Origin of the sequence: Streptomyces sclerotialus, assembly GCF_040907265.1 — a bacterium.
Taxonomy (GTDB): Bacteria; Actinomycetota; Actinomycetes; order Streptomycetales; family Streptomycetaceae; genus Streptomyces; species Streptomyces sclerotialus.
This window is the reverse complement of record NZ_JBFOHP010000002.1, coordinates 4,117,027-4,130,895: the sequence shown is the minus strand read 5'-3', so window position 1 is coordinate 4,130,895 and position 13,869 is coordinate 4,117,027. Positions and strand designations below refer to the sequence as shown.

Below are 13,869 nucleotides of genomic sequence, written 5' to 3'. Positions count from 1 at the left end.
GGCGCTCCGGGGCCCTTACGCGTGGCGGGGGTCAGCCGCCCGACAGCTGCTTGAGCCGGGACGCCGCCTCGCGCAGTACCTCGTCGCGCTTGCAGAACGCGAAACGGACCAGCGTGCGCCCCGCCTCGGTGTCGTCGTAGAAGACGGAGTTCGGTACGGCGACCACGCCGCAGCGCTCGGGCAGGCCCAGGCAGAACGCCAGGCCGTCCTGTTCGCCCAGGGCCGTGATGTCGGTGGTGATGAAGTACGTGCCGCTCGGCCGGAAGACCCGGAAGCCGGCCTCCGCCAGCCCGTCGGCCAGGATGTCCCGCTTGCGGCGCAGGCCCGCGCGGAGCCCGTGGAAGTAGTCGTCCGGCAGCGCGAGCGCCTCGGCGACGGCGTACTGGAAGGGGCCCGCCGACACGTAGGTGAGGAACTGCTTGGCGCCGCGGACCGCGCCGACCAGCTCGGGCGACCCGGTGACCCAGCCGACCTTCCAGCCGGTGAACGAGAAGGTCTTGCCCGCGCTCCCGATGGAGACGGTGCGCTCGCGCATCCCCGGGAAGCAGGCGATCGGCACGTGCTCGCCCTCGAACACCAGGTGCTCGTAGACCTCGTCCGTGACGACGAGGAGGTCGCGCTCGCACGCCAGCTCGGCGACGGCGGCCAGCTCGTCGCGGTTGAGGACGGTACCGGTGGGGTTGTGCGGGGTGTTGAGGAGGATGAGGCGGGTGCGGTCGGTGACCGCGTCGCGCAGCTCGTCCAGGTCGAGGCGGTAGTACCCCTGTGCGGCTGCGCCGCCTGGCGAGTCCTCGACGGTGGCGCGCAGGGTGACCGGGACGCGGGTGGCACCGGCCATGGCGATGCAGGCCGCGTAGGAGTCGTAGTACGGCTCCAGCGCGATCACCTCGTCGCCGGGCTCCAGCAGCGCCAGCAGCGACGCGGCGATGGCCTCGGTCGCGCCGGCGGTGACCAGTACCTCGGTGTCCGGGTCGTACGTCAGGCCGTACCACCGCTGCTGGTGCGCGGCGACGGCGGTGCGCAGCTCGGGGATGCCGGGGCCCGGCGGGTACTGGTTGCCGCGGCCGTCGCGCAGCGCGCGTACCGCCGCTTCGCGTACCTCTTCGGGGCCGTCGGTGTCGGGGAAGCCCTGGCCCAGGTTGATCGAACCGGTGCGCACGGCGAGCGCGGACATCTCCGCGAAGATCGTGGTGCCGAATTCGGCGAGGCGGCGGTTGAGCAGCGGTCGTCCCATGGGCGTCATCCTCCGCCGAACCTCTGGAGTTCCTCAACTCCGCTTTTGGGATCAGTGAGGCCGGGCATGTGACCCGCACGTAAGAACGCACGTACGGGGGTGAAGCGAATGACAGGCCTTGTGATTTTCCTGGTGATCTGCGCCTTTGTGGCGGCGGTGGTCTGGATGGCGCGGGTGGCCGCGGCCAACGAGTCGCCGAAGGGCCGGAAGAAGAGCAGGTGGTCCCCGGGCAGCAGCGGGGGCTCCGGCGGGGGCAGCTGGTGGGCCGGTGACGGCGGGACGGGCGGCGGCCACCACGGCAGCCACCAGAGCTGCGGCGGTTCGTCCTGCGGGGGCAGCTCGTCCTGCGGGGGCAGCTCGTCCTGCGGCGGCGGAGGCGGGGGCGGTGGCTGCGGCGGAGGCGGAGGCGGCGGTTCCTGAGCGGTTCCCCCGCGCGTCCCGCAGCGGTCGCACGGATGGCCGGTACGGAACATGCAACTGGCCCATGCCCTGTCGCATATGCGCCCGGTGGTTCTCAACAGCCGCCGGGCGCAAGGCTGTTGAACAACTGAACTGAGAGGCCCTCTGAGGGATGGAAACCCGGCGAAGATGGGTAAAAAGGCTGTGGGACCCGCGAGTTTCATGATTCCCTCTCTTGTGAGAATCCACCAGTTCTCGGACCCCACGTGGTCACGAGCCGGCAGCCGGTAAGTCGTATCCCTGGTCCTCCTCCGGGGCGGGCCGGCCCACCATCCACTGCGTGCTTGCGGAGCCGACCCATGCTCACCACCATCAAGACCGCCTACACCGACACCCGCGCAGCCGATCTCGCCTGGGCCCTCGGCCGGGAGCCGCTTCCCGCGCTCGCCGTCCTCGACCTGCGATTGAACGACGCCAGTGTTCAGTTGCGGCTGCTCGGCGCCTCGCACCAGGTGCTCCTGGAGGAGGAACGCGGCAGTTGCTCGGAGACGGTGGCGTGCATGCCGGGCAGCAGCACCCCGCTCCCGCTCGGTGTGGCGAAACGCGTCGGGGACTGGGAGTACGAGTTCGCCGCCCATGTGGAGACGCTCTCCCGCGGCTCGTTCGCGGGCCGGGCACAGGAGTTGCTCGCTCTGGTGGCCGAGCATCCGCACGGACTCGCCGGGACGTTCCCCGGCTCGCCGCACGCGTTCACCGCGATGCTTGCGCAACGGGAGGGCGGCCAGGTGCGCTGGCGGACCTGGCACGCCTACCCCCAGGAAGGGCGGCTGGTGGCGACCCGTACGCGCGTGGGGGCGCGGGCGGTGGCGGCGCTGTGAGGGGGAGCGCGGCAGCGTCCCGGCGTCTGCTCCGCACGAATCCAATGCACTCTTGTGGGTGACGAGGCGCCACAGGGCTGTCACGTAGCGTGCGCAGCATGATCGATCCGCCAGTGGCCCTCACCGCCGGCGCCCGCAGGCCCCCGGAGATCGTCCGGCCACCGCGGCTGCCGGTGCCGGCCGGGGTCGGCCGCCTCCTCGTCCTCGTCGTGGTCTTCCTCTGCGCGGCATGCGGGCTGGTGTACGAACTGGAACTGGTCGCCCTCTCCTCCTACCTGGTCGGCGACTCGGTGACCCAGACCTCCGTGGTCCTCTCCGTGATGGTCTTCGCGATGGGCGTCGGCTCGCTGCTGGCGAAGCGGCTGCGCTGCCGGGCCGCGGTCGGCTTCGGCGCGGTGGAGGCGGTGCTGGCCCTGGTGGGCGGCGTCTCGGCGATGGCGCTCCACGCCTGCTTCGCCTGGTTCGGCCAGTCCAGGTCCGCGCTGGTCGGCTTCTCCCTGGTGATCGGCGTGCTCATCGGCGCCGAGGTGCCGCTGCTGATGACGCTCATCCAGCGCATCCGGAACCAGGACGCGGGCGGCGCGGTCGCCGATCTCTTCGCGGCGGACTACGTGGGCGCCCTGGTCGGCGGGCTCGCCTTCCCCTTCCTGCTGCTGCCGGTGCTCGGACAGCTGACGGGCGCCCTGGTGACCGGCGGGGTGAACGCGGTGGCGGGCGGCGCGCTCGTCCTCGGGCTGTTCGGCCGCGACCTCTCCGTACGGGCACGCCGGTCGCTGCTGGCCGCCAACGCGCTGGTGCTCGCCCTGCTCGCCACGTGCACCGCGCTGGCCGGCCCGTTCGAACGGGCCGCACGCGAGGCGGTCTACGACACGGGCCCGCGGGTCGCCCTCCAGACGGACGTGCAGGAAGTCGTGCTGACCGGCGGTACGGGCGGCGGGCGCGCGGACCGGGACGGCGGACCCGTCCGCACGCCCCTCGCGCTCTACCTGGACGGCCGGCTGCGGGCCGACGCCACCGACGAGTACCGGTACCACGAAGCGCTGGTCCACCCGGCGACGGCGGGCGGGCCGCACGGCAGGGCGCTGGTCCTCGGCGGCGGCGACGGCCTGGCGGCACGCGAACTGCTGCGCTACGACGACGTCGAGTCCGTCACCGTCGTCGACCGCGACGGCGGCCTGGTCCGGCTGGCCCGCACCGACCCCGGCCTCGCCCGGCTCAACCACCGGGCGCTCGACGACCCGCGGGTGCGCGTCGTCACCGCCGACGCCTTCGACTGGCTGCGCTGGGACGCCCGGCGCGAGGTACGCCGGGACGGCCCGTACGACGTGGTCCTCGCCGACCTGCCCGGCCCCGGCAGCACCGCCGGCGCCCAGCTGTACTCCCGGGAGTTCTACGGACTCGCGGCCCGGGCGCTGGCCCCGGACGGCCGGCTGGCGGTGCACGCGGGGCCGCCGCGCGCCCGGCCGCACGATTTCTGGACGGTCGAGGCGACCGTGCGCGCCGCGGGACTGCGCACCGTCCCGTACCGGATGCCGGGCCGCGTCCCCGCGCACGCGGGCGGCCCCGGCCGGGACCCGTCCGGCACCGTGCACGCCGGCCCGGGAACCGCCCGCTCCTGGGGCTTCCTCCTGGCCGGCCGCACCACACCCGGCCTGCGCCTCTCGCCGGCCGCTCCGCCGCTGCGCTCCCTGACCCCCGCCCTGCTGCGCTCCGGCCGCGCCGCCCTGGACCGTACGCGCCTGACGGGCCTGCCGCCGTCGACGCTCATGCACCCGCGGTACGGCGGCTGACCCCTGCCGGGGCGGCGCCCGGACGGTGACGGCATGCCGAGAAAGTTGTGCGGGAGCGGGCACGGGGCGGGGCGTGCTGGGTAGGCTCCGATGTCATGGAGCATGAGGTGTACGTTCCGTTTCCCGTCGGTACGGTGCGGCAGGCGCTCACCGAGCCGGAACGCCTGGCCCGCTGCGTCCCGGGCGCCCAGCTCGACGCGGACCCCGCATCCGGAGTTCCGGAGGGCCGGCTGCGGCTGCGGGTCGGCGGCTCCACCATCACCTACCGCGGGTCGCTGCGGGTGACCCCGCGGGACGGCGAAGCGGATGCCTTCGACGCCGAGGTCCGGGGCACGGAGGTACGCGGCGACGGCTTCGCCGAGCTGGACCTCACCGTCCGGGTGGCGTCCGACGAGGGCGGCAAGGGCACGACGCTCTCCTGCACCGCCGCCGTACGGTCCGGCGGCCGGCTCGCGGCCGCCTCGGACGACGCCGTCCGCGCGGCCGGCCACCGCCTCCTGGACCGCTTCGTCACCACCCTCACCGAAGACCTGTCGCTCCGGCCGGTGGCCGCGGGAGAGCCGGACGGGCCGACCGGGCCGACCGGGCCGGGGGCGGCGGCCGGGGCCACGACGGCGGCGGACGGTACGGCGGTGTTCGCGGGGGGACCGGCGGATGCTTCAGGGGCGTCGGATGCGCGGGGCGCCGAGACGGACGCCGAGGGGGGTGAGGAGGCGCTTGCCGAGGAGTCCGCGGTCGCCGGGGAGAACGTGCCCTCCGGGGAGGACGCGCTTGCCGAGGCGGACGTCGAGGACGCGGCGGACGCCGACGGTCTGGACGGTACAGGCGGCCTGGACGGCACGGACGGTCTGGACGGCACCAGGGAGCCGGGCGCCGAGGATGACCCCGCCGACGTCACCGGTGGGGACGACGCCGACGTGGACGACGGCGACGAGGCGGGCGACCTCGTGGACGCACCGCCCCGGCCCGGCGTCTTCGAGACCGAGATCCCGCCCTCCTCGCTGGACCCGCTCGCCGAGGAGGAGCTGGGCATGCCGGCCGAGCCGCCCGCCGAGGCCGCGCACGCCCGCCGCACGATGATCGGCCGCAGCGCGGAGGAGGTCGACCACGCCCCGCCGCGCGGCCGCTACGCCCCCGTGCCCGCGCCCGACACCTCCACCGCCTCGGCCACCCTCCGCTGGGCGGCCCCCGCGGCCGCCGTCGTCCTGGCCTCCGCCGTCGTGGTCGGCCGGGCCCTGCGCCGCCGCCGCTGACCCCGGTGCCGGGACCAGCGTGCCCGGGACGCCGCTGACGAGCCGCACCGCTAAGGTCGAGCCGTGAGCACTGAGAACCGCACAGAGCCCGCCCAGAAGCCGCGCGTGGCGCGCACCGTACGGCTGGCCGCCGGAGACACCGAAGTGGCCGTCCGCCCGGACAACGGCTGCCGTATCGAGAGTCTCCGGGTCGGCGGCACGGAACTGCTCCGGCAGGGAGCCAAGTACGGCTGCTTCCCGATGGTGCCGTGGTGCGGCCGCATCGAGCACGGCCGGTTCCGCAACGGCTCCGAGACGCACCAGATGCCGCTGAACTCCCCGCCGCACGCCATCCACGGCAACGGCCGCAACCTCTCCTGGCGCACCGCCCGCACGACCGGGACCACCGCGGCCTTCACGTACGACCTGGACGACCCGGCCGACCCCTGGCCGTATCCCGGCAAGGTCACCCAGCTGGTCGAGCTGGCCGAGGACGGCGGCTCGCTGACCCTGAGCATGGGCGTCGAGACGTACGGCGACTCCTTCCCGGCCCAGGCCGGCTGGCACCCCTGGTTCCTGCGCCACCTCGACGACGGCGGCGAGGGCGTACGCATCGACTTCGCGCCCGAGTGGCAGGAGGAGCGCGGCGAGGACCACCTCCCGACCGGCCGGCGCATCGACCCCCTCCCCGGCCCGTGGGACGACTGCTTCGGCATGCCGCAGGGCGTGGACGTGACGCTGACCTGGCCGGGCCGGCTGGAGCTGAAGGTCACCAGCCGCGCGGAGTGGGCCGTGGTGTACGACGAGCAGGAGGCGGCCGTGTGCGTGGAGCCGCAGTCCGGCCCGCCCAACGGTCTGAACACTCAGCCGCGCCTGGTGACGCCCATCGACCCGCTGGAGATCTCCACGACCTGGACCTGGCGTTCCCTGGCCTGAGCCGCGTCCCGGACCGGCCCCGGGGCTGTCCTAAGCTCGTGCGCATGAGTGACGACGTGCGCGGCGAGCTGCTGCAGCAGATCAAGGACAAGGCCGTGGTGCACGGCAAGGTGACGCTTTCCTCCGGCAAGGAAGCCGACTACTACATCGACCTGCGCCGGATCACCCTGGACGCCGAGGCCGCGCCGCTGGTCGGCCAGGTGATGCTGGACGTCACCGCCGACCTGGACTACGACGCGGTCGGCGGGCTCACGCTCGGTGCCGACCCGGTCGCGACGTCGATGCTGCACGCCGCCGCCGCGCGCGGGCAGAAGCTGGACGCCTTCGTGGTCCGCAAGGCCCAGAAGACGCACGGCATGCAGCGCCGTATCGAGGGCCCGGACATCAAGGGCCGCCGCGTCCTGGTCGTCGAGGACACCTCCACCACCGGCGGCTCGCCGCTGACCGCCGTCGAGGCGGCCCGTGAGGCGGGCGCCGAGGTCGTCGCGGTCGCGACGATCGTCGACCGCGGCGCCGAGTCGGCCATCGCCGGGGCCGGCCTGAAGTACATCACCGGCTACCGGCTCACCGACCTGGATCTCGCCTGAGAGATCCGGCGGTCTCACCGGTCAGGTCGGCGCGCCGACTGTGGTTTCCCGGTACCGACCTCGGTGACCTGCGGTTTCGCCACGGGGCGGGCTGTTTCACGTGAAACAGCCCGCCCTTTCCGCCGTCCGGGTGGCAGCGCGATGTGGAGGTATCCGGCAAGTCTGGGAAGATGGGCCGCGACGATGACGTCGCCCCCCTGGTCAGGGCCCAGAACGTACCCGGTACCCGCACACACAAGGAGCGGACAGATGCCCATCGCAACCCCCGAGGTCTACAACGAGATGCTCGACCGGGCGAAGGCAGGCAAGTTCGCCTACCCGGCCATCAACGTCACCTCGACGCAGACCCTGCACGCGGCACTGCGCGGTTTCGCCGAGGCCGAGAGCGACGGCATCATCCAGATCTCCACGGGCGGTGCGGAGTTCCTGGGCGGCCAGTACAACAAGGACATGGTGACCGGCGCCGTCGCCCTGGCCGAGTTCGCGCACGTCGTGGCCGCGAAGTACGACATCACCGTCGCGCTGCACACCGACCACTGCCCCAAGGACAAGCTCGACGGCTACGTCCGCCCGCTGCTCGACATCTCCGCCGAGCGCGTGGCCAAGGGCCAGAACCCGCTCTTCCAGTCGCACATGTGGGACGGCTCGGCCGAGAACCTCGCCGACAACCTCTCCATCGGCCAGGAGCTGCTCGCCAAGGCTGCCGCCGCCAAGATCATCCTCGAGGTCGAGATCACCCCGACCGGCGGCGAGGAGGACGGCGTCACCCACGAGATCAACGACGAGCTGTACACCACCGTCGACGACGCGATCCGCACCGCCGAGGCGCTGGGCCTGGGCGAGAAGGGCCGCTACCTGCTCGCCGCCTCCTTCGGCAACGTCCACGGCGTCTACAAGCCGGGCAACGTCGTCCTCCGCCCCGAGCTCCTCAAGGACCTCCAGGAGGGCGTCGGCGCCAAGTACGGCAAGCAGTCCCCGTTCGACTTCGTCTTCCACGGCGGCTCCGGCTCCACCGAGCAGGAGATCGCTACCGCGCTGGAGAACGGCGTCGTGAAGATGAACCTCGACACCGACACCCAGTACGCCTTCTCGCGCCCGATCGCGGACCACATGTTCCGCAACTACGACGGTGTCCTGAAGGTCGACGGCGAGGTCGGCAACAAGAAGGTCTACGACCCGCGCAGCTGGGGCAAGCTGGCCGAGGGCGGCATGGCCAAGCGCGTCACCGAGGCCTGCGCGAACCTGCGCTCCACCGGCACCAAGATCAAGTAACTCCGCCGCGGCGCCGCACCGGCGCCCGCAGCCGGGTACCCCGGAGGGCCCCGTACGCATGAATTCCCATGCGTACGGGGCCCTCCGCGCACAGGCGCGGTACCCGGGCCGCCGGGGTGCCGTGCGAACGGGGCGGCCGGCCCCGTCGCGCGCGTGGACGATCCTCCGTGCGCCCCGGCCGAACGGCCACCGCCGGGGCGTCGCGTGCCGCACGGACCAGGCAGACTTGGACCCATGGCCATTCACGAGAACCTGCTCGGGGGACCGCCCCCGACCCACCTGCCCGACGACCCGGAGCCCCGTGAGCTGCTCGCCACGGGCACCGCACCGGCCGACGTCGCCGCGAAGTACCCGGCGTCCTCGCTGGTCTGGGCACAGCTGGCGGACGACGCCTTCCAGGCCGGCCGGACCGTCGAGTCCTACGCGTACGCCCGCACCGGCTACCACCGCGGCCTGGACGCGCTGCGCCGGGCCGGCTGGAAGGGCCACGGCCCGGTCCCGTTCGAGCACGAGCCGAACCGCGGCTTCCTGCGGGCGCTGCACGCGCTCGCCCGCGCCGCCCAGGCGATCGGCGAGCAGGAGGAGTACGAGCGCTGCACGGCCTTCCTGCGCGAATCCTCGCCGACCGCGGCCGACACGCTCTCCTGAGGGAGCCCCCTCCCGAGATGACCCGCTCAGGACCGGCCCGGCGACGCGTTCCGGCCGGTCCTGAGCCGGTGGCGGCCCCGCGGGTCGGCCGGGACGGCCCTTGCCAAACCTCGGAGAGTTGCGGAAGATGCGCAGCAGGTCCGGTGAGCCGGGCCTGACGAGGGGACCGGGGCTCCGATGCCGACAGGAAGGGGCGGACCGCTACCCGGAGGCATGCATCACGAGGAGTTCTGATGTCGCACTCGTCATCAGCGTCCCAGGCGTCCCCGTCCCCGGAGCCGGCCCCGCGCTGCCCGGTCGGCCACGCGGAGGCGGACCCGAACCTGGACTTCAAGGGCACCACGCCGTACGAGGACTACGTACAGGCGGAGCTGCTCACCCACGCCCAGCATCTGCTCTCCGACGACCCCGGAGAGATGGCCTTCCTGGTGACCACCCAGGTCATGGAGCTGTGGTTCACCGGCATCGTCCACGAGTGGCACACCGCGGCGCAGGCCCTGCGCCGTGACGACGTGCCCACCGCGATCGACGCGCTGCGCCGCTCCACGTACGAGCTGGAAGCGCTCAACGCCGCGTGGAAGCCGCTGGCCCGGCTGACCCCCGCGCAGTTCAACGCCTACCGCGGCGCCCTCGGCGACGGCTCCGGCTTCCAGTCCGCGATGTACCGGCGGCTGGAGTTCCTGCTCGGCGAGAAGTCCGCCTCCATGCTCGTCCCGCACCGCGGCGCGCCGCGCGAGTACGCCGAGCTGGAGAAGGCGCTGCACGAGCCGAGCCTGTGGGACGAGGTGCTGCGGCTGCTGGACCGCCGGGGCTTCGCCGTCCCGGTGTCGGTACTGCAGCGCGACCCCACGCTCAGGTACGAGCCGCACCCGGCCGTCGAGGCCGCCTGGACCGAGGTCTACGCAGGCGACCCGCGGCACGAGCTGGTCGAGCTGGGGGAGGTCCTCACCGACGTCGCCGAACTGGTCTGGCGCTGGCGCAACGACCATCTGGTGGCCACCCGCCGGGCGATGGGCGCGAAGATGGGCACCGGCGGCTCCTCCGGGGTGGCCTGGCTGGAGAAGCGGGCCCGCAAAAACGTCTTCCCTGAGCTGTGGACGGCCCGCAGCCATGTCTGAGCGGACCGGTGCCGGACAGCGGCACTCGTCTCCGCCGGACGGGGCACTCGTGCCGGAGCGGCCGCTCAGGACCGGGACGGCCGGGTCCGAGCGGCCCTCACGAGAGAGCGGCGCGGCCGGGTCCGAGCGGCCCCCCACGACGAAGCGATGCGGTCAGGCCCGAGCGGAGGGTGACGACGAAGTGCAGCAGGAAGCGCAGCGGAACGAGAGTGCCGGTACCGGCGTGTCCGGCCAGAGAATCGATCCTTCGGACGTGGGCGACGCGCTGGCCGCCCGCGCCGTCGCCGCGGCCGTGGTCCGTGACGACCTCGCCGCCCGGGCCGCGCAGCTGGACGACGGCGACCCGCTGAGCGGCAAGCGCGCGGAGTTCGTGCTCGACGAGGCGGTCTACCTCGACGGCAACTCCCTCGGCGCGCTGCCGCACGCGGTCCCCGAACGGGTCCGCGAGGTCGTCGCCCGCGAATGGGGCGAGCTGCGCATCCGCTCCTGGTCGGAATCCGGCTGGTGGACCGCGCCCGAGCGGATCGGCGACCGGATCGCCCCGCTCCTCGGCGCCGCGCCGGGCCAGGTCGTGGTCGGCGACTCCACCAGCGTCAACGTCTTCAAGGCCGTGGTCGCCGCCGTCCGCATGGCGGACGAGACCGGCCCGGCCGTGGACGGCGTCCCCCGGGACGAGATCCTGGTCGACGCGGCCACCTTCCCGACCGACGGCTACATCGCGGCGTCGGCCGCCCGGCTCACCGGCCGTACGCTGCGCCCCGTCGAGGCCGCCCGGATGCCCGCCGAGGTGTCGGACCGTACCGCCGTCGCCCTGGTCAACCACGTCGACTACCGCACCGGCCGGCTCAACGACCTGCCCGGCATCACCGCCGCGCTGCACGAAGCCGGCGCGTTCGCCGTCTGGGACCTCTGCCACAGCGCGGGCGCGCTGCCGGTCGGCCTGGACGCGCACGGCGTGGACCTCGCGGTCGGCTGCACGTACAAGTACCTCAACGGCGGCCCCGGCTCGCCCGCCTACCTGTACGTACGCGCCGAGCACCAGCCGCGCTTCGACTCACCCCTGCCCGGCTGGAACTCCCACGCCGACCCCTTCGGCATGGACCCCGCGTACGTACCGGCGGCGGGCATCGAACGCGGCCGCGTCGGCACCCCGGACATCCTCTCGCTGCTCGCCCTGGAAGCCGCGCTGGAGGCCTGGGAGGGCGTGGCCGTCGAGGACGTACGCGCCAAGAGCCTCGCCCTGACCGACTTCTTCCTGGAGTGCGTCCGGGCGTACGTGCCGCGCGGCCGGGTGCGGTCGGTGACCCCGGAGGCACACGACGAGCGGGGCAGCCAGGTCGCGCTGGAGTGCGCGGGGGCCGGCGAGGTGATGGGCGAGCTGATCCGGCACGGCGTGATCGGCGACTTCCGCCACCCCGACGTGCTGCGCTTCGGCTTCACCCCGCTCTACACCTCCTTCGCGGACGCGGAGCGCGCGGCCCGGACCCTCGCGGAGGTCCTGGCGTACGTACCGGGCGACGGCAGCGCGTCCGCGGTCGCGGCGGGCGCCACGGCACAGGGCCCGACCACGATATGAGCGGCACGGCGGCGGACGAGGAGGAAGTGCTGCTGGCCCGCGCGCCCGTGGCGCCGGACGCCCGCGTCGCCTACGGCGACCACCCCGACCAGGTCGTCGACCTGTACCGGCCGCCGGGCACGGCGTACTCCCCGCCGGCCGGCCGCCGGACCGGCCCGATGGTCCTCCTGCTGCACGGCGGCTTCTGGCGGGTGGCCTACGACCGTACGCACCTGTCGCCGCTGGCCGCCGCGCTGGCCAGGGACGGCCTGCCGGTCGCGCTCGCGGAGTACCGCAGGGCCGGTGGCGGCGGCGGTCTGCCGGAGACGTTCGACGACGTGACGAGCGCGGTACGGGTGGCGGCCGCCGAGGCGCACCGGGGAACGCCCGTGGTCGTCGCCGGCCACTCCGCCGGCGGCCACCTGGCCCTCTGGACGGCAGCGCGGCCGGGCCCGGCCACCGCCGCCGTCGCCGTGGCCCCGGTCGCCGACCTCGCCCGCGCCCACGAACTGCGGCTGAGCAGTGGGGCCGTGGCGGAGTTCCTGGACGGCGGCGCCGCGGCACCCCTGGGTCGTACGGCCCTGGCGGAACGTATCGCCGCGACCGATCCGGTACGGCTGGCGCCCCGCGTACCGGTGACAATCCTGCACGGCACGGCCGACCCCGACGTACCGCTGGAACTGTCGCAGCGCTACGCACGGACCCACCGCGGAACCGGTACCGCCACCGCAGCCGCCCCCGGACGCGACGGCACCGGAGCCGACGCCGTGCTCGGCGGCCCCGTCGCCCTGCACGAACTGCCCGGCGTGGGCCATTACGCGGCCGTCACCCCCGGCACCGAGGCGTACGGCGCGCTCCGCGACGCACTTCTCGGCGTCCTCAGCGGCACACCACGCCCCGTGCCGGGCGGCGGAGAATCCGGCGCCACCGGACCCTGACCGCCGGGCCGTGCCCGGCGGTACCGTCCCCCCATGGCAGCCGTCGCCGCATTCGACCCCTGGTCGCCCGAGTTCGTCGCCGACCCCTACCCCGGCTACGCCGAACTGCGCCGCGCCGGCCGGGTGCACCACTTCCCGCCCACCGACCAGTGGCTGGTGCCGCACCACGCGGACGTCAGCGCGCTGCTGCGGGACCGCCGCCTCGGCCGTACCTACCTGCACCGCTTCACCCACGAGGAGTTCGGCCGCACTCCGCCCCCGCCCGAACACGAGCCCTTCCACGTCCTCAACGACAACGGCCTCCTCGACATGGAGGCGCCCGACCACACCCGCCTGCGGCGCCTCGTCTCGAAGGCGTTCACGCCCCGCACGGTCGAGCAACTGGCGCCCGTCGTCGCCCGGCTGGTGGACCGTCTGGTCGAGGACTTCGTGGCGGCGGGCGGCGGCGACCTGCTGACCGCGATCGCCGAACCCCTCCCGGTCGCGGTCATCGGCGAGATGCTCGGCATCCCCGAAGCCGACCGCTCACTGCTGCGCCCCTGGTCGGCCGACATCTGCGGGATGTACGAACTGAACCCGGCAGCGGAGACGGCGCGCCGCGCGGTACGGGCGTCGCTCGAATTCTCCGCGTACCTGCGCGAACTGATCGCCGCCCGGCGCAAGGACCCGGGCGAGGACCTGATCAGCGCCCTGATCGCGGCGTACGACGAAGGCGACCGGCTGACCGAGCAGGAGATGGTCTCCACCTGCGTGCTGCTGCTCAACGCCGGGCACGAAGCGACGGTCAACACCACCGTCAACGGCTGGCTCGCCCTCCTCCGGCACCCGGACCAGCTCGCCGCGCTGCGCGCCGCGCCGGACACGCTGCTGCCGACCGCCGTCGAGGAACTGCTGCGGTACGCCACCCCGCTCCAGCTCTTCGAACGCTGGGTCCTCGACGACATCGAGATCGACGGCACCGTCGTACCGCGCGGCGCGGAGGTGGCCCTCCTCTTCGGCTCGGCCAACCGCGACCCGGCACGCTTCGACCGCCCCGAGGAACTGGACCTCTCCCGCCCGGAGAACCCGCACGTCTCCCTCGGCGCGGGCATCCACTACTGCCTGGGCGCCCCGCTCGCCCGCCTCGAACTGACCGCCTCGTTCGGTGCCCTGCTCCGCGCCGCCCCGGCCCTCCGCCTCGCCGCCGAACCGTCCTGGAAGCCGAACTTCGTGATCAGGGGGCCGGTGGAACTGCTGGTGGAGGTATGAACCGCCGAGGTCCGGGTGGGGGAGCGGTCCGGGG

Annotated in this window: 13 protein-coding genes; 12 read left to right on the top strand and 1 reads right to left on the bottom strand. The window is 73.7% G+C overall.

The features are described from left to right. Positions 1–31 precede the first annotated feature (31 nt). Complete coding sequence (locus AAC944_RS18375; RefSeq protein WP_078888845.1) at positions 32–1,234, bottom strand: pyridoxal phosphate-dependent aminotransferase; 1,203 nt, start codon at positions 1,232–1,234, stop codon at positions 32–34. A gap of 108 nt (positions 1,235–1,342) precedes the next feature. On the opposite strand from AAC944_RS18375, the gene AAC944_RS18370 reads away from it, so the two are divergent. The 12 genes from AAC944_RS18370 (at position 1,343) to AAC944_RS18315 (ending at position 13,835) form a co-directional block, all read left to right on the top strand. Next, positions 1,343–1,654, top strand: a complete 312-nt coding sequence (locus AAC944_RS18370; RefSeq protein ID WP_078888844.1) for a hypothetical protein — start codon at positions 1,343–1,345, stop codon at positions 1,652–1,654. Positions 1,655–1,992: 338 nt separating this feature from the next. Beyond that, positions 1,993–2,511, top strand: a complete 519-nt coding sequence (locus AAC944_RS18365) for a DUF2617 family protein (protein WP_030621455.1) — start codon at positions 1,993–1,995, stop codon at positions 2,509–2,511. A 98-nt stretch (positions 2,512–2,609) separates the two neighbouring features. Then, positions 2,610–4,301 carry a polyamine aminopropyltransferase gene (locus AAC944_RS18360; RefSeq protein WP_030621454.1) on the top strand — a complete coding sequence of 564 codons (1,692 nt, stop codon included), beginning with the start codon at positions 2,610–2,612 and terminating at the stop codon, positions 4,299–4,301. Between the two features lie 95 nt (positions 4,302–4,396). Then, complete coding sequence (locus AAC944_RS18355) at positions 4,397–5,554, top strand: SRPBCC domain-containing protein (RefSeq protein ID WP_030621452.1); 1,158 nt, start codon at positions 4,397–4,399, stop codon at positions 5,552–5,554. Between the two features lie 63 nt (positions 5,555–5,617). Beyond that, on the top strand, positions 5,618–6,469 hold the full coding sequence (locus tag AAC944_RS18350; RefSeq protein WP_037773011.1) for an aldose epimerase family protein: 852 nt from the start codon (positions 5,618–5,620) through the stop codon (positions 6,467–6,469). 44 nt (positions 6,470–6,513) lie between these two features. Then, entirely contained in the window at positions 6,514–7,056 is a 543-nt protein-coding gene (gene pyrE, locus AAC944_RS18345; protein ID WP_030621448.1) for an orotate phosphoribosyltransferase, read from the top strand. 249 nt (positions 7,057–7,305) lie between these two features. Continuing rightward, complete coding sequence (gene fbaA / locus AAC944_RS18340; RefSeq protein ID WP_030621446.1) at positions 7,306–8,328, top strand: class II fructose-bisphosphate aldolase; 1,023 nt, start codon at positions 7,306–7,308, stop codon at positions 8,326–8,328. Positions 8,329–8,562: 234 nt separating this feature from the next. Then, the gene (locus AAC944_RS18335; RefSeq protein WP_030621443.1) at positions 8,563–8,976 is read left to right on the top strand and encodes a DUF3151 domain-containing protein; all 414 of its coding nucleotides are present in this window, start codon (positions 8,563–8,565) and stop codon (positions 8,974–8,976) included. Between the two features lie 233 nt (positions 8,977–9,209). After that, positions 9,210–10,094, top strand: coding sequence for a tryptophan 2,3-dioxygenase family protein (locus AAC944_RS18330; protein WP_030621441.1), 885 nt, complete (start codon positions 9,210–9,212; stop codon positions 10,092–10,094). A 292-nt stretch (positions 10,095–10,386) separates the two neighbouring features. Further along, on the top strand, positions 10,387–11,670 hold the full coding sequence (gene kynU / locus AAC944_RS18325) for a kynureninase (RefSeq protein WP_051872211.1): 1,284 nt from the start codon (positions 10,387–10,389) through the stop codon (positions 11,668–11,670). Beyond that, positions 11,667–12,587, top strand: coding sequence for an alpha/beta hydrolase family protein (locus AAC944_RS18320; RefSeq protein WP_030621436.1), 921 nt, complete (start codon positions 11,667–11,669; stop codon positions 12,585–12,587). The genes kynU and AAC944_RS18320 overlap by 4 nt, the downstream gene beginning before the upstream one ends. Positions 12,588–12,620: 33 nt before the next feature. After that, positions 12,621–13,835, top strand: a complete 1,215-nt coding sequence (locus AAC944_RS18315; protein ID WP_030621435.1) for a cytochrome P450 — start codon at positions 12,621–12,623, stop codon at positions 13,833–13,835. Positions 13,836–13,869: the final 34 nt, after the last annotated feature.